We start from the raw sequence: 17,627 nt of genomic DNA on the forward strand, positions 1-17,627 counted from the left end.
TTTTTGTTGGCCTAGCTGCCAACAATATTCCTTAGAAAGGAGGTGATCCAGCCGCACCTTCCGATACGGCTACCTTGTTACGACTTCACCCCAATCATCTGTCCCACCTTCGGCGGCTGGCTCCCAAAAGGGTTACCCCACCGACTTCGGGTGTTACAAACTCTCGTGGTGTGACGGGCGGTGTGTACAAGACCCGGGAACGTATTCACCGTGGCATGCTGATCCACGATTACTAGCGATTCCGGCTTCATGCAGGCGAGTTGCAGCCTGCAATCCGAACTGAGAATGGTTTTATGGGATTGGCTAAACCTCGCGGTCTTGCAGCCCTTTGTACCATCCATTGTAGCACGTGTGTAGCCCAGGTCATAAGGGGCATGATGATTTGACGTCATCCCCACCTTCCTCCGGTTTGTCACCGGCAGTCACCTTAGAGTGCCCAACTAAATGCTGGCAACTAAGATCAAGGGTTGCGCTCGTTGCGGGACTTAACCCAACATCTCACGACACGAGCTGACGACAACCATGCACCACCTGTCACTCTGTCCCCCGAAGGGGAACGCCTTATCTCTAAGGTTGTCAGAGGATGTCAAGACCTGGTAAGGTTCTTCGCGTTGCTTCGAATTAAACCACATGCTCCACCGCTTGTGCGGGTCCCCGTCAATTCCTTTGAGTTTCAGCCTTGCGGCCGTACTCCCCAGGCGGAGTGCTTAATGCGTTTGCTGCAGCACTAAAGGGCGGAAACCCTCTAACACTTAGCACTCATCGTTTACGGCGTGGACTACCAGGGTATCTAATCCTGTTCGCTCCCCACGCTTTCGCGCCTCAGCGTCAGTTACAGACCAAAGAGCCGCCTTCGCCACTGGTGTTCCTCCACATCTCTACGCATTTCACCGCTACACGTGGAATTCCGCTCTTCTCTTCTGCACTCAAGTCTCCCAGTTTCCAATGACCCTCCACGGTTGAGCCGTGGGCTTTCACATCAGACTTAAGAGACCGCCTGCGCGCGCTTTACGCCCAATAATTCCGGACAACGCTTGCCACCTACGTATTACCGCGGCTGCTGGCACGTAGTTAGCCGTGGCTTTCTGGTCAGGTACCGTCAAGGTACCGGCAGTTACTCCGATACTTGTTCTTCCCTGATAACAGAGTTTTACGATCCGAAGACCTTCATCACTCACGCGGCGTTGCTCCGTCAGACTTTCGTCCATTGCGGAAGATTCCCTACTGCTGCCTCCCGTAGGAGTCTGGGCCGTGTCTCAGTCCCAGTGTGGCCGATCACCCTCTCAGGTCGGCTACGCATCGTTGCCTTGGTGAGCCGTTACCTCACCAACTAGCTAATGCGCCGCGGGCCCATCTGTAAGTGACAGCCGAAGCCGCCTTTCAACCTTTCCCCATGCGAGGAAAGAAATTATCCGGTATTAGCTCCGGTTTCCCGAAGTTATCCCAGTCTTACAGGCAGGTTGCCCACGTGTTACTCACCCGTCCGCCGCTAACTTCAGGGAGCAAGCTCCCATCCATTCGCTCGACTTGCATGTATTAGGCACGCCGCCAGCGTTCGTCCTGAGCCAGGATCAAACTCTCATAAAAGAAGTTTAGGCTCGCACGATGCGAGTCACAACGACGTTGTCACAGGATGTGACGTTCTTAGTCGTTGATCCTTACTCTTGCTGGCAATGGTTAAAACCATTGTTTAAAAATTAATTTAACGTTCGTTTCGTTCAGTTTTCAAAGATCAAACTTGCCTGCTGTTTCTGACAGCGACTTTCATATCTTAACATCTGTCTATTTCACTGTCAACACTTTTTTCAAAAAAACTTTTTCACGCCGCCGCTTTTTAAACTCTGTCAGCAGCGACGTTTACTACTATACCAAGGTTCATTTGTTTCGTCAACACCTAATTTACATTTTATTTTTTTATTGTATAAAAACACTCTTGAAGCCTTGTATTCTCGTCATTCATTTCAATTGTTTTAATGATGCTTTTATCTATTAAATACTCTAATAGAATATTGATATCAACCCCATAATATTGAACCTCGGGATGTGAGATGATTTCTTCAATACTCCATAACGGTCTCCCCTCAATAATTTCTAATAAGTGGGCTACTCCAATAGAAACTCTGGTATTAATTAAAAATTCACTGGCGAGAAACAATAGTTCTAATCTCTTTTCTATTGTTTCTTCACTTTTCACAAGTTCTTCATATAACTTAAATATTTCTGGCTCAATTTTTTTCACTTGATTCCAAACAGTCAGTTCTGGATGAAATCCACGTTCAATAATTGATAATCTCCCTAAATGGTGAAGCGAATGAACGATATGATTATAGGCATCTAAATAATGACCGTTTTCAAAAAAAGTCTTACCATCTAAATATCTTCGAATTAATTTAGCGAATTCGATTCCCATTTTAATTTTCCGTCCATAAAAAGGAAACTCATATAATTCGTTTCTTAGTTTTTCAAAGTATTCATTTCGATCGAATAAAATTTCCCCCTCATAAATCCATTCGACAATTTTACGATTAGAGCCAAGGAGCAACCATTCGTTCAATTGTTCTTCTTCTACTATATGTAACGCGGCTTTTTTCTCATTATATTGATAATGTTTAATAATAACTGGTTTCTCAAGCGTACGAACGACGGAAAGTAGAATGACGTCGAATGTGTCTGTTAATGTATCCGTATTATATTTTTTATCAACTTTTAAAATTCCGAGCGTATTCAGATTACTTGCTTGCTCTTGATAAACTGGTCTTAACATATCCTCCATAATCATTGCCCCCAAAATCGATTTCTTACACCTGTGTCTTTCTTCGACAAATACTCGGACATTTCCTTCTTGTTCATACAACGTTTTATTTTTAATAAATTGTTTAAGCTTATTTATGTTATAGTAAGCTTTTAGGAGGGCTTCATTATGTCAAAAAAATATTCAAATAAAATCAACAAAATACGTTCATTTGCATTAAGCTTGGTCTTTATTGGATTTATAATTATGTATGGAGGAATCTTCTTTAGAAATCATCCAATTGTTGCAACTCTATTCATGGTGTTGGGTCTTTTGTCCATTGTAGCGAGTACTGTCGTATATTTTTGGATTGGCATGCTTTCAACAAAAGCCGTTCAAGTGATTTGCCCCAATTGTAATAAACAAACGAAAGTATTGGGACGGGTTGATATGTGCATGTATTGTTCCGAACCACTAACATTAGATCCGGAACTTGAGGGGAAAGAATTTAACGAGGATTATAATCGAAAAAGACGTACATAAAAAAGAGGATTGCCCCTTTTCTGGGCAATCCTTTTCTAATGTGCACCTCTGTCGCAATCCGAACAAACTCCGTAAATTTCCAAACGATGATGCGAAACCTTAAAGCCTGTGACATGTGAAGCTAGATGCTCTACTTCGTCTAGACCTGGATAATGAAAATCAACCATTTTTCCGCATGTTTCACAAATAATATGATAATGATCAGACGTTACGAAATCAAATCTGCTTGAAGCGTCTCCGTAAGTTAATTCCTTTACGAGTCCAACTTCCCGAAACACCCGCAAATTATTATAAACCGTAGCAACACTCATATTAGGAAATTTATGTTCAAGTGATTTATAAATATCATCGGCGGTCGGATGTGACATCGACTGGATTAAATATTCTAAAATCGCATGACGTTGCGGAGTGATTCGCACACCAGTTTCCTTCAATGTATGAATTGCTTCTTTCAATTGAGTGTCTGACATCGCCATGCACCCCTTTTCTAATAATAAATTCATTCTCTTTTTATAATCCTTATAAATAGTGTACTAGGTTCATTAAGCTTTTGTCAATCATTACCTTCCTTTAACTATCATGAAGTTTGTTTTCTACGGCTCCCAATTGAGCATTTACGTACCTGGCAGCAACAAAGAGAAAATCGGATAATCTGTTTAAATAAGATAAAACGGTCGGGTTTACATTCTCAATTGCAATTGCACATCTTTCCGCTCTTCGAATGACCGTCCGCGCTGCGTGTAAAGCGGCTCCCGCCGGATGCCCCCCAGGAAGGATGAACGTTTTCAACGGTGGTAAGGTAGTGTCCCATTTATCAATCACCGTTTCAAGGTCACTCACATGTTCATGCTCGAGCTTCCATTTTACCTCCTTACCACTCGGAGTTGCTAATTCTGCTCCTACATGAAAAAGGATCGTTTGCACTCGATGAAATACTTCACGTACTTCTTGAAATTTACTGTCTTGCTCTGGTATATGGCTAAGTGCTAAACCGATCATCGAATTCGCTTCATCACATGTTCCGTAAGCTTCAACGCGAATATCGTTTTTGGCGACTCGTTGCCCGTATACTAAAGAGGTCGTCCCTTTATCACCTGTTTTCGTATAAATCTTCAATTCCGAGGCCTCCATTCTAATTTGTTCTATAATAATATATTTTATCATTAATTACTTATTAGTACTTTAAGTTTGGTCTTCCTATACACGAAAAAAAAGGACTGTCATTTAACAGTCCTTTCAATCGTTATTACCTGAGGAGGTATGCCTGATATAATGTATGCTCCGATTCCTTTATCAGCATGGACAACAGCCGTATTTCAGTAAAAAAGGGCGCAATTACATCAAGACTTGAATGTTTCCTTTACAAATTCTAAAGCCTTTTCCACATGCCCCTTCACTCTTACATTTCGCCATTCTTGGATGAGTTTTCCTTCCTTATTAATCAGAAAGGTTGATCTGACAATTCCCATATACTCTTTACCAAAGTTTTTCTTCAATTGCCAAACGCCATATTTTTTGGCGACCTCATGATTTTCATCTACTAAGAGAAGAAATGGTAAACCGTGTTTTTCAATAAACTTTTCATGACGTTCAAGCGGGTCGGGACTGATTCCCAGGATAACAACGTCAAGTTCGGAAAAATCTTCATATCGATCTCTGAAATCACATGCTTGTGTCGTACAGCCTGGAGTCATATCTTTTGGATAAAAATATAAAATGATATGTTTTTCCCCAAGAAAATCAGAAAGTGCTACATTTTCACCATTACTTGCTGGCAATTGAAATGCTGGTGCTTGTTCATATTGTTTTACCGTCATATTACGCCCTCCTGTCATCGTTCACTTCCTTAAGCGTACCGAAAGCACGTGATGAATTCAACGAATGTTACTTCTCTTTCAATTGGTCGGATCATAATCAATAAATGAACGAACGACAAAAGCGGCAGGAATCGTATAGCCAAGCAATGCTTCAACAATGACTAGAAAGCGGCCAATACCAACTGGAACAATATCTCCATAGCCAACCGAAAATAATGTAATCCCACTTAAATAAATAGAGGTTCCGAGTTGTTCGATCCAACTCGTACTTGCTAATTCCTCTGGCTCAATAAAAACGACATACCCTTTTATTTTTAACATAAGAAATATTAAGCCGAAGCCAAGCATAATAATGGCATAGGTGTAGCCAAGAAAAACAAAGTTCTCGAACGAAACCTGCTTGTAACTAAAACGAGCGGGAAAAAATAATGTTCTTAAAGCCATGACGATACAAATCATAATGGCTAACAAAATGACATACCACAATTTGAACCACCCCGATTATCCTTGTCCGTTTATTTTACGCTCGTATTGTTTTAACTAGACCAATGCTTTGATTGCGCTGAGCAAAGGGAATGATTACAATAGGAAGATGGAACAAGTAAGTTTTTAGGAGGCATTTTCATTGAATTTTTCAAAATCAGAAGCACTACATAAGGAAGCATTGGAACATATTGTCGGCGGGGTCAACAGTCCTTCCCGCTCCTATAAAGCAGTTGGCGGCGGTGCCCCGATTGCAATCGACAAAGCAAAAGGGGCTTATTTATATGATGTCGATGGGAATCGTTACATTGATTATTTAGCTGCATACGGCCCAATCATTACGGGGCATGCACATCCACATATTACAGAGGCGATTAAAACAGCGGCGGAAACCGGAGTTTTGTATGGGACACCGACGGTTCATGAAGTAACATTCGCAAAAATGATTAAAGAAGCGATCCCTTCGCTAGATAAAGTTCGTTTTGTTAATTCAGGAACAGAAGCTGTGATGACAACGATTCGTGTGGCTCGCGCATATACAGGACGCAATAAAATCTTAAAATTTGCTGGCTGTTATCATGGACATTCCGATTTGGTTCTTGTCGCTGCCGGTTCTGGTCCTTCTCAATTAGGGATGCCTGATTCTGCTGGTGTTCCGCAAAGCATTGCACAAGAAGTCATTACCGTTCCATTCAATGATATCGAAGCATATAAGGAAGCGATGACTAAATGGGGTAATGAAATTGCGGGCGTACTCGCGGAACCTATCGTTGGGAATTTCGGAATCGTTGAGCCACAACCTGGCTTCTTTGAAGCAGTAAAAGAAATCGCACATGCAAATGGAGCATTGCTCATTTTTGACGAAGTGATCACTGCATTTCGATTTACATATGGCTCTGCTCAAGATATCATCGGGGTCATTCCAGATTTAACAGCACTTGGTAAAATTATCGGTGGTGGTCTACCTATTGGCGCATATGGCGGCAGAAAAGACATTATGGAAAAAGTAGCTCCGCTTGGTCCCGCATATCAAGCGGGAACGATGGCCGGAAACCCAGCTTCGATGCTCGCAGGCATTGCCTGTTTAGAAGTATTAAAAGCAGATGGGATTTATGAAGAACTTGACCGACTTGGTGCTTTATTGGAAAAGGGAATTTTACAAGCAGCTGAAAAATACAACGCACCTATTTCAGTAAACCGATTAAAAGGTGCGCTCACGATCTACTTTACGAAAGAAAAAGTGGTAAACTATGAGCAAGCAGAAGCAACAGACGGAGAAATGTTTGCTGTATTTTTCAAAAAAATGTTAAAGCAAGGGATCAATTTAGCCCCTTCCAAATATGAAGCATGGTTCCTAACGATTGCTCATACGGAAGAAGACATTATGAAAACCATTGCTGCAGTGGAGAATGCCTTTAAAGAAATGTAGGTAATCAATTGTTAATCCCAAATGGTCATTAGAAAGGAAAGTCGGAATATGAAGCTCGGTGCCCGCATGTTAAAAACGGGAATTGCCATTACGCTGGCGCTTTATCTCGCACAGCTTCTCCAAATACCTGCACCTATTTTTGCAGGTATCGCTGCTATATTTGCTATTCAACCAACTATTTATCGATCTTATTTATCGATTCTGGAACAAATTCAAGGAAATGTCATCGGGGCCTTGATTGCAATTGTTTTTGTTTTATTATTTGGCAATCATATTGTTTTTATTGGCTTGGCGGCAGTTATTGTCATTATTATCATGGTAAAGCTTAAACTAGAAAATTCAATCAGACTAGCGCTCGTCACGATTATTGCGATTATGGAAGCCCCAGCAGATGATTTTTTGCATTTCGCTTTATTAAGGTCATCAGCGATTTTATTAGGAATCTTATCGTCGTTTGCAGTCAACTTAGTATTTCTGCCGCCTAAGCATGAAACGAGACTTTTTCAAAGCATCTCTGGTCCGACAGAGGACATTATTAAATGGATGAGGCTTGCAACAAGGTTCGCTTCGGAAGATAAACTTCTTAAACGTGACCTTGGAAATATGAAGAAACAGATTAGTCAAATGAATCAATTGTATACGATGTTTCAAGAAGAACGACGTTTGTTCAAAAAACACGAATTCGCCAAGCTGAGAAAACTTGTTATTTATCGGCAAATGATTCTCGTCACTCAAAAAAGTCTTGATATATTAAAGCTGCAATATCGCTATGAAAACATCCTTCATCAGCTTCCTGAATCATTGCAAATGCATACGCGTGAGCGACTCGATTATTTATTAAGTTATCATGAGCAACTTTTATTAAAGTTTACAGGACATGTACGGCCCGAAATTGAGCTTGATGCATTCAGCGAAGGCATTTTCAACCGCGACCAATTAATGGACGCATTTATTAAAGAAATAAAGAAAAGTAAAGATGAAGATGATTTTCAGCCTTACCATTTAATGCATATTCTTTCTGCGACAATTGAATACGAGGAACAGCTTGAACAATTGGAAAAGCTTATTCGCTCCTTTCAAACGTATCATAAGAAAGAAAGTGAGTTAACGATTGCCGAAATGTAAAAGAGGCTGTCCTAGAAGTCAATAAAAGTTGACTTCTGGGCAGCCCCTTTTTATGCACAGAAAGTTATCCCTTTCCTTCTGATCGCATTTTTTACGTCATTTTGATCAATCGAACTTCATCCGAATGACCCTTTCCGGCAAAAAATCCACAATAAGGTAAATCGAAACATGTTCGATTTACCCTCGCCGATAATAAATCCACGAGATGGGCATTCTAGCGCACGATGTTTACCAACAAACCGATTAGTATTACCTTTTAGACAGCCCCTTTTTTAGCTATCTAATTGTTGCACTTGGAATAATTGATAGTAATTGCCTCTTTTCGCCATTAATTCTTCATGCGTACCAATTTCCGTAATCTGACCGTGTTCAATAAGAACAATCCGATCTGCATGAGTTATTGTTGACAAACGGTGCGCAATAATTAATGTTGTTCGATCTTTTGCTAGCTTTTCTAAAGCCTCTTGAATTAGTGCCTCACTTTCCAAATCTAAGGCAGATGTAGCCTCATCCAATATAAGGATTGGTGGATTTTTTAAAAAGACACGTGCGATCGCGACCCGTTGTTTTTGTCCTCCGGAAAGCTTTACCCCTCGCTCCCCTACCATCGTATCGTAGCCATTGGGAAGATTAGTGATAAATTCATGAGCATTTGCCGCTTCTGCAGCACGATACACTTCTTCTCTTGTACTTTCAGGCTTCCCTAATAATATGTTCGCTTCAACTGATTCACTAAATAAAATATTGTCTTGGAGAACCATTCCGATTTTATCACGTAAACTACGAACTTTGAACTGACGGATATCGATCCCATCCAGTAAAATTCTACCTTTCGTTACATCATAAAAACGAGGAACTAAACTGACAAGTGATGATTTGCCTCCACCACTCATTCCAACAAGTGCAATCGTCTCTCCGGCTTTTACATCTAGATTAATTTGATGCAATACAGGTGCTTCCTTCTCATCATAAGCAAACGTCACATTTTCAAATGTAATATTCCCTTTTACTTCTCTTAACTCGACTGCATCTGAAGCATCATCAATATCATACTTTTCATCGATTAGTTCATACACACGGTCCATTGAAGCAATTGATTGTGTAAGCGTCGTTGAGGAGTTTACGAGTCTTCTCAGCGGATTATACAATCTTTCCACATACCCCATAAATGCTACCATTGTACCAAGCGTTAGATTACCATGTATCACTTGATAGCCAGCATAGGCAATGACGATCAACGGTGCAATATCTGTAATCGTATTAACGACCGAAAATGCTTTAGCCGTCCAGCTCGTATGTGTCAAAGCTTTATCGAGAAAATTAGCATTCGTTTTATTAAAACGTTTCTGCTCATGGTCTTCGATCGCAAAGCTTTTAATTACAGACATCCCCGCCACTCGTTCATGAAGATAGCTTTGAACTTCAGCCAATGCTTGCGAGCGTGCGCGAGTTAGTTTCCGTAAATTCCCGAAAAAATAACGGACAGAAAACATGTAAAGCGGAAACACGATCAATGACACCAGCGTCAAAGGTACATCCAGCGTTATCATAATAATAATAGCAATGATAACGGTCGCTGCATCTAGCCAAAGATTCATCAGTCCGGTAATGACAAATTCCTTCGTTTGTTCGACATCATTAATCACTCGAGAAATGACCTCACCAGCCCGAGTATTCGCATAATATTTAAAACTTAATTTTTGAATATGAGTAAAAAGCCGTTCGCGAATATCGAATAATATTTTGCTGGCGGTCCATTGGGCAAAATATTGACGGTAATATTCAATTGGCGGTCTTATAACGACAAAAATTAATAACATAATCCCCATCATCATCATTAATTTTGTCGTCTTTTCATCGGCGGTCATTGTATGAACTTCCAAAATATCATCAATGACGTACTTCATCAAAAATGGAATCAATAGTGGGATCGCAAATTTCACAATTCCAATTAATAAAGTCGCGAATATTTTCCAACGATATGGTTTAACAAACTGTAAATATCTTTTTATTACTCCCAAATAAGAAGTCCCCCTTTTACAAAAAAGCACAATCAACTCGTATATATTACGACAGACGAATTAATTTTATCATAATAAGCGATTTTATAAATTACTTTGGCTCGCAAAGTAAAAATGGAGGTTTCTTTTAGTTTTTTACGGTATCTTGCAGAAGTCCCTTAACAGCAACTCGTTCAATCCCTGTTGCGGTACATGTAATTAATGTAATTTCATTTTTACCAGGCGTATCATTCAGCACTTCTACATCTGTTGCTTTAATTACGTCAGTTCCAATTACTTCATATATATAGGTTGTATCATCCGCGTGCAAGAAAACCTTTTCTCCAATCGGTACTTCAGCTAAATGACGAAAGTGACGACCATCTCGATACCCTCTATGACCTGCAATCGTAAAATTACCGACACCTGGCGTTTGCTCTCTCTTGATTTGAGTGAGGGCGATTTTCAAATTTTCATCTGTTGTTTCATCTAAAACAAACTGCTTTAAGTTTATAGAGGGTATTTCAAGCTCTAACATATGATCGATTTCCTCTTTTGAAAAAGGTAAATGATCAATTACTGTTAAATCAAGCTCCCCCCCGTCTGATTCCTTAATTAACGCGAATGCTTCCTCTAATGCCTTCACATCTTTCTTTTGAGTCCATTCTTGATAGAGAGGATATGATATAAGAAGAATACCAAGGAGAACAAACGTAAAGCCAATTATTTTTTTCACCGAACTTCCCCCTAAAAAAACTTCATGTTTGTGCTTTATAACAATGATACATTTTCCAAAAAGGATTTCCAATTTAAAGAAGAAACACACTCTGACAAAATAGAGTGTGTTTCTAGCATTTCTATACTGGAGCCATTATACCCGTTTTCTTTGTCGTAATAGGATAATGCCTCCTAAAACGACGAGCATTGCTCCAAGTGCAATCATATAGCTAAATAATTGTTCACCCGTTTGTGGGAGTTTCGTTGCTACATTCGTTTTATTGCCAGATCCAGATCCTTGCTTATCTGGTTTATTTGGTGCAGTTGGCTCCTCAGGTTTTACTGGTTTTTCAACCAACTCACGTGTATTAGCTTTGATGATTTGTATCTTTTCATTCTGCCCCATCACAATTTCAAATGCGAGTGGTGTTTGATCTAAAATATAATTTGTTGGTGCTTTTATTTCAACAAATTGATAGTTGCCTGGCTTTAGATGATTTACAATAATCTTCCCTGCTTCATCTGTCGTTAAGCCTTCCGCAATGATATTGCCAACTTCGTCAAGTAAGTTGAAGACGGCACCTGAAAGTGTAATCGTTGAATCTTCGCTATCGACTTTTATTAATTCGACGGAACCTGTGATCAGATCATTTGTGAAAGTTATTGATCGAGCTTCCGTTTGCCCCTTATCAATTGTGAAAACAATTGGAGTTGGATCAAGCTTATAGCCAAATGGCGCTTTCGTCTCAACGAATTGATAGCTGCCTGGCTTTAACTCCTCGACGATTATTTTACCATCTGCATTCGTCGTTAAGTTTTCTTTGACAACTTGACCATCAGCATCAAGTAATGTAAACACTGCACCTTCTAAGATTCGTTCATGATCCTCACGGTCAACTTTCATAAGTTCAACTGAACCCGTTGTTAAACGATTATTTGTTGAAAGTTGAAGTGGTTCACTTTGTCCTCTATCAATTGTAAATTCAATTGGAGTCGGATCAAGGTCGTAGCCAAATGGTGCTTCCGTTTCAATAAACGTATATTGCCCTGGTTTTAATTGATCGACAATAATTTTACCGTCAGCATCGGTTACTAAGTTTTCCGCTATTACATTTCCTTCCTTATCCTCTAGCTTGAAAACCGCACCTTCTAATGTGATCGTCGGATCGTCGTCATCTACTTTTGTTAATTCTACGGAACCTGTTGTCAATTCGTTTTCCATTTGTAATAAAACGATCTTGACATCAGCGACTGTTGCGCTCTTTTCGATTATAAATGGAATGGCGGTTGTATCTAGCTCATAGCCAAACGGCGCTTTCGTTTCGACAAATTGATATGCGCCTGGCTTTAAGTTTTCAACAACTAGCTTCCCTTCCTCATCTGTTACTAATCCCGATTGAATAATGTCGCCATCGGCATCTTGTAATTCAAATTCTGCATTTGGCACGACAAGGCTATGATCATCTTTATCAACTTTCGTTAACTGGACGGAACCTGTGATCAGCTGATTCGTTGCCTGAACAGAGACAACATTCAAATTTTCTCCCTTTTCAATTGTGAACTCAACTGGAGTCGGATCAAGTTGATAAAATTCTGGTGCTGCTATTTCGATTAATTGATAGTTGCCAGGTTTCAATTGATCGACAATGATTTTACCTTCATCATCTGTCGTTAACTCTTCATGAATGACATTCCCATCTTCATCGAGTAACTTAAAGACCGCTCCTGATAATGTAATGCTTGAATCGGCTTCATCCACTTTTGTTAACTCGACGGAACCTGGAGTTAACTCATTCTCTGCCGTTACTTCTACCGTTTTTACATCGGCTTCTGTTGCACTTTTTACAATTTCAAATGGAATCGGCGTTGGATTTAACTCGTAACCAAATGGTGCTCCCGTTTCAATGAATTGGTATTTTCCTGGTTTTAAGTTTTCTACAATGATTTTTCCATTCTCATCCGTTTTCAACTCTGTTTGAATGACGTTACCTTCCGCATCTTGTAGTTCAAATTTAGCTTCTGGTATGACGATACGATTGTCATCTTTATCAACCTTTGTTAACTGAACAGAACCTGTGATTAACTGATTCGATGCCTGAACAGAGACAGCATTCAAATTTTCTCCCTTTTCAATTGTGAACTCAACTGGAGTCGGATCAAGTTGATAAAATTCTGGTGCTGCTATTTCGATTAATTGATAGTTGCCAGGTTTCAATTGATCGACAATGATTTTACCTTCATCATCTGTCGTTAACTCTTCATGAATGACATTCCCATCTTCATCGAGTAACTTAAAGACCGCTCCTGATAATGTAATGCTTGAATCGGCTTCATCCACTTTTGTTAACTCGACGGAACCTGGAGTTAACTCATTCTCTGCCGTTATTTCTACCGTTTTTACATCGGCTTCTGTTGCACTTTTTACAATTTCAAATGGAATCGGCGTTGGATTTAACTCGTAACCAAATGGTGCTTCCGTTTCAATGAATTGGTATTTTCCTGGTTTTAAGTTTTCTACAATGATTTTTCCATTCTCATCCGTTTTCAACTCTGTTTGAATGACGTTACCTTCAACATCTTGTAGTTCAAATTTAGCTTCTGGTATGACGATACGATTGTCATCTTTATCAACCTTTGTTAATTGAACAGAACCTGTGATTAGCTTATTCAATGCTGTCACAACGACTGCGACTTCGTTTTCTCCTCGCTCAACTTCAAATGTAATTGGGCTTGGGTCTAATTGATAATAGATTGGAGCTTTTGTCTCAACAAATTGGTATTTTCCTGGGGTTAAGTTTTCAACCAGAATTTCTCCATCAGCATTTGTTGAAATTCCCCTTTGAATCACCTTGCCGTTTTCATCTTGTAATTCAAAGACCGCACCTTCTAACTTCACTTCCGACTGATCTTCATCAAACTTCGTCAAGATAACTGAGCCTTTGATCAATTCATTGACCGCTGTTTTTTCTACCACCACATTTTGCGAAGTTACGATCGTAAATGAAATTGGTGTTTGATTGAGCTTATATCCGAGTGGAGCTTTCGTCTCAACAAACTGATATGTTCCTGGATATAAATCATCCACCTTGATTTTCCCATGTTCATCCGTCGTTAAATTCTCTTGGAGAACATTTCCATCTTCATCTAGCAATTTAAAAACAGCATTTTCTAAAACAATCTGATTGTTATCTTTATCAACTTTCGTTAGTTCGACTCCACCCTTAATAATTTCATTAGTAATCGGACCGATTTTTAAAACCTCAAGTTGATTTTCACCGATTGTAAACGGAATTGGCGTTTTATCAATATGATACCCATTTGGCGCAATGAGTTCGATAAATTGATATTCACCTGGCTCAAGCCCTTCTATATAAATGAGCCCATCTTCATTTGTCACTAGAATTTCGTTCGATACATATTGATCTCCCACTTTTTTAAGCAGCTGAAAGTTCGCGCCTTCAAGCTTTTTACTTGAATCATTGCTATCGACTTTTTCGAGCTGTACAGCACGGATAATTTTTTGGTTGTGAATGGTTTTAACATTTCCGAGCTTTTCAGGGTCCCCTTCTACAAATGCTTGATCAATCGTCACTTCTATCGGTTCGCTCTTCGCTAAATAGCCTTCTGGTGCTTCTTCTTCAATGAGTAAATAATCTCCCCAAAGCAAGTTGCTAAACACAAGGACTCCATTTTCATCTGTCGTCCCTCTTTTTACAACAATGCCACTTTCAGGATCTTTCAAAGCGAAAATTGCACCTTCGAGAGCAATCCCACTTGCTTGATCGATTTTTGTAATTTGTAGTCTACCTACTTCTCCTGTACCTACCGCACTTCCTGATGTTACTCTAGATTGAAACTCCGCTTTCGAACCTTCTTTCCCTGGCTCGACCGATTCACCTGCAAGAGCAATTTGATTTGAGACAGTTGAAGGTATTCTTAAAATAAATGATTGATATTCCAATATATACGGTTCATTAATTTCATTTGAGAAGGTTAATTTAAATGAGAATTCCGTTTGTTCCTCATTAAACTCGATCGTATAATCCTTTCCTTCCTTTAACAGCTCGCCTTTTGAAACTTGACCGTTTTGTTGAACCGTTGTTGCAAATAATTGAATGGAGTCTTCAAGCACAACATGATTTTCATTTGGCATATCTGTAATAACCGCTTTTGTGATTTTCGCTTGTGCAAAGTTTATATTGACTGTCCATTCGGCAATTTTCCCGTTTTGTTTTCCATCCTTTTTCGTATACGATCCACCATGTGGAATAGGAACTGACGCATGTAAGTCTGTTTCCTTCGTATTTCCATCAGCAAGTGTCGCTTCATTATCGTATTTGTCAGCAACAAAGCTTAAATCTTTCAAACTAGTTTTATACGTGATGAGATATGGTTCATTGATCTTCCCAAGATTGACTTTAAACCCAGGATTACCATCTTCATCGTCTATAAAATTAATTGTATAATCTTTCCCTGCTACTAGCTCCTCTTGCTTCGTCCCATTCTCTCCACCTGTAAGTGACATTTTATAAACGGTTATGGAGTCTTTCATAAGCTTTTGATTACCTTGAATAAAGTCTGTTACACTCGCATTCTCAAGTGGTTTTAAATTATAATTCACACCGATATTCCATGTGATTTCTTTGTCGACTGCGTTATATGAGCCATTTTTAAAACCATTCGCTTGTGTATACGTATCAGGTGTAAAATTAGCCGTTGCAGATTTCTCTTGCCGGTTATTGTTTTCATCTACCCATTCAAGTTCTGCTTTATTTTGTAAATAATTTTTCGTTTTGTCTGTACGTTGTTCATAATCGAAAGATGTTTTGTACTTAATCGTATGTGCTTCCGTAATTTCTCCATTAAAATGAATTTCAAATTGATCGCCTGCTTGTGGGACAATTGTATAATCTGCCGGACTCGTTAATTCACGCTTACTATTTGAAATAACAATACTACTAGGGTCTAATGTTAACCCTGCATTTGTAAAAATATCTGTGAGAATGACATTTTTCATTTCATAGTTGTCATGGTTAAACGTAATTGTCCATTCGATCGTTTTATCTTTATAATTTGGCTTCCCATGGCTCTTAAATAAGATTTGCTGACCTATCGGCTGTGTCCCTTGTACCGTTTTGCCATCATATGTGACGTCATTGATAATTTCCTCCTCACCATCAAAAACGCGATCGCTTGCTTTAGTTTTATAAACAATTTTATAAGCAGCGCTAATATCTTGCTTAAATTGGAAATCAAAGCCGTTTTTGCCGCCTTCCGATTTTGATGTAACCCCAAAGTTGTTGAATTCTGCTTTTTCAGTTGCGTTCCCGTCTTTATCAATGCTCATTTCGTGTACAACAAACGAATCAGCGATCAACTCTTGGCTTCCATTGAAAAGGTCGCTTAAAATCGCATTCGCTTGGCTAATTGCTTTTTCATTATAGTTATAATAAATTTCCCATGTGATCGTCTGTGTTTTTGCATCATAATGACTTGCCTTTTTCGCTAACGGCAAACCGCGCTTCGTTGTTACTGATGCAGTCCCATCACGATTTGGCCCATTATCAGATGTTAATGTTGCTTTGTTTTCAAAAGTTGTTTTTTCCCCATCTGTAATGTCCGTTTCGAAAACGACTCGATATGCTGACTTAATCTCTTCATTAAATTGAATAGCAAAGTCTTTTCCATTAGCCGTTTCCCCAATCGTATACTTACTAGGATCAACTTGCTCACCCAGTTCAACTGTTCCATTTAGTCTTGTAACGAGATGATAAAGTTTAATTGTGCCTTCTTTTAATGTTTGCCCATCCTGAATTGGGTCATTTAATACAGCATTTTGCAAAGCTTCTAACGTTTTATTAAAATCTACCGTCCATGTAATTTTTTCAGCATTGTAGGCGCGATCGACCTTCCCGCTTTTCTCAACGGATGGTCCGCCCGGTCGATAATTAATTGGTATATTATGAGACGCTTCTCCTTGAATCGGAGTCACTGTCACTTTATCATCATCAATCACTAATTCTTTATGTAATTCAGTGATGATTTGTAAACTTCCGCCAAGATTAGAATGCTCTTCAATATATTTTGTGAACTCAATGGTCGCTTGCCCACTATCATTGACGGAAAAATATCCAATTAAATTTCCAGAGTAATCCTTCATTTCTTCCCGATTTAACGTATTATACACATCTAATTCGGGTGGTACTTGAAAGGTAAAAGTGGATCCTTCTTTATAATTATGACCATTTGGAATCGCCCAATTATAGGATATCGAAACAATTGTTTCTGGTCCGGCACTTTCTACCTCTTGACCATTTTCCGATAAAGTAATTTGATAATCTGTTAAAATATTATTCTCAATCACGGATGCGGCAGCAATGGTAGAGAAGGTTTCTAATTCTGCTCCTCCGTCTACTACTTCCTCATCCAAAACATCCGGTGCTTGCCCTTCGGCTATTTCCTCCTCTTCATTTGAAACCTCTGCTTCTTCTCCTTCAATAGGTTTTTCCTCATTATTTTCCGGAGTAGTGACCGGTTTATCTACTTCCTCAACTGAATCTTCAGCCGCTCCTTCTTCTTCAACCACATTTTCATTACTTTCTGAAGGTTCGGCTCCCCCCTCTAAATCTTCTTGATCAGAGGTAGAGACAATTTGACTCTCCGCATTTACATTGTTGATCACGTCCATTGCATTAACCGTTCCGAGCGGTCCCAAAATAGTTTGACCGATAATCAACAATGCAAGCATAAAAATGTTTACCTTCCTCACACAATCCCTCCGT

The 17,627-nt window shown here is 39.4% G+C and carries 11 protein-coding genes and 1 rRNA gene; 3 read left to right on the forward strand and 9 right to left on the reverse strand.

Going from position 1 to position 17,627, the window contains the following annotated elements; genetic code table 11:
- Positions 1–35: 35 nt before the first annotated feature.
- Both KHA95_RS13700 and KHA95_RS13705 read right to left on the reverse strand, forming a co-directional pair.
- Positions 36–1,587 (reverse strand): 16S ribosomal RNA (locus KHA95_RS13700).
- Positions 1,588–1,906: 319 nt separating this feature from the next.
- Positions 1,907–2,773: a nucleotidyltransferase-like protein gene (locus tag KHA95_RS13705; protein ID WP_213138096.1), complete on the reverse strand. Its 867-nt coding sequence runs from the start codon at positions 2,771–2,773 to the stop codon at positions 1,907–1,909.
- Between the two features lie 147 nt (positions 2,774–2,920).
- Here KHA95_RS13705 and KHA95_RS13710 point away from each other — a divergent pair, with 147 nt between their 5' ends.
- Positions 2,921–3,274: a YgzB family protein gene (locus tag KHA95_RS13710; RefSeq protein ID WP_213138097.1), complete on the forward strand. Its 354-nt coding sequence runs from the start codon at positions 2,921–2,923 to the stop codon at positions 3,272–3,274.
- Positions 3,275–3,309: 35 nt separating this feature from the next.
- Here KHA95_RS13710 and perR read toward each other — a convergent pair whose 3' ends face one another.
- The 4 genes from perR to KHA95_RS13730 form a co-directional block, all read right to left on the reverse strand.
- Entirely contained in the window at positions 3,310–3,744 is a 435-nt protein-coding gene (gene perR / locus KHA95_RS13715) for a peroxide-responsive transcriptional repressor PerR (RefSeq protein ID WP_213138098.1), read from the reverse strand.
- Between the two features lie 100 nt (positions 3,745–3,844).
- Complete coding sequence (locus KHA95_RS13720; protein ID WP_213138099.1) at positions 3,845–4,390, reverse strand: cob(I)yrinic acid a,c-diamide adenosyltransferase; 546 nt, start codon at positions 4,388–4,390, stop codon at positions 3,845–3,847.
- Positions 4,391–4,614: 224 nt separating this feature from the next.
- Positions 4,615–5,091, reverse strand: a complete 477-nt coding sequence (gene bcp / locus KHA95_RS13725; protein ID WP_213138100.1) for a thioredoxin-dependent thiol peroxidase — start codon at positions 5,089–5,091, stop codon at positions 4,615–4,617.
- A gap of 78 nt (positions 5,092–5,169) precedes the next feature.
- Positions 5,170–5,550, reverse strand: a complete 381-nt coding sequence (locus KHA95_RS13730; RefSeq protein WP_481748451.1) for an ion channel — start codon at positions 5,548–5,550, stop codon at positions 5,170–5,172.
- Positions 5,551–5,716: 166 nt separating this feature from the next.
- Between KHA95_RS13730 and KHA95_RS13735 the strand changes: the two genes are divergently transcribed.
- Both KHA95_RS13735 and KHA95_RS13740 read left to right on the forward strand, forming a co-directional pair.
- The gene (locus tag KHA95_RS13735; RefSeq protein WP_213138102.1) at positions 5,717–7,003 is read left to right on the forward strand and encodes a glutamate-1-semialdehyde 2,1-aminomutase; all 1,287 of its coding nucleotides are present in this window, start codon (positions 5,717–5,719) and stop codon (positions 7,001–7,003) included.
- A 48-nt stretch (positions 7,004–7,051) separates the two neighbouring features.
- Positions 7,052–8,128 carry an FUSC family protein gene (locus tag KHA95_RS13740; RefSeq protein ID WP_213138103.1) on the forward strand — a complete coding sequence of 359 codons (1,077 nt, stop codon included), beginning with the start codon at positions 7,052–7,054 and terminating at the stop codon, positions 8,126–8,128.
- Between the two features lie 272 nt (positions 8,129–8,400).
- Here KHA95_RS13740 and KHA95_RS13745 read toward each other — a convergent pair whose 3' ends face one another.
- From KHA95_RS13745 to KHA95_RS13755, 3 genes are all read right to left on the reverse strand, one after another.
- On the reverse strand, positions 8,401–10,149 hold the full coding sequence (locus tag KHA95_RS13745; RefSeq protein WP_213138104.1) for an ABC transporter ATP-binding protein: 1,749 nt from the start codon (positions 10,147–10,149) through the stop codon (positions 8,401–8,403).
- Positions 10,150–10,276: 127 nt separating this feature from the next.
- Entirely contained in the window at positions 10,277–10,864 is a 588-nt protein-coding gene (locus KHA95_RS13750) for a class D sortase (protein WP_213138105.1), read from the reverse strand.
- Positions 10,865–10,999: 135 nt separating this feature from the next.
- On the reverse strand, positions 11,000–17,614 hold the full coding sequence (locus tag KHA95_RS13755; RefSeq protein WP_213138106.1) for a SpaA isopeptide-forming pilin-related protein: 6,615 nt from the start codon (positions 17,612–17,614) through the stop codon (positions 11,000–11,002).
- Positions 17,615–17,627 lie beyond the last annotated feature (13 nt).

The sequence above is a fragment of the Bacillus sp. FJAT-50079 genome (genome assembly GCF_018343515.1).
Lineage (GTDB): Bacteria > Bacillota > Bacilli > Bacillales > Bacillaceae_C > Lederbergia.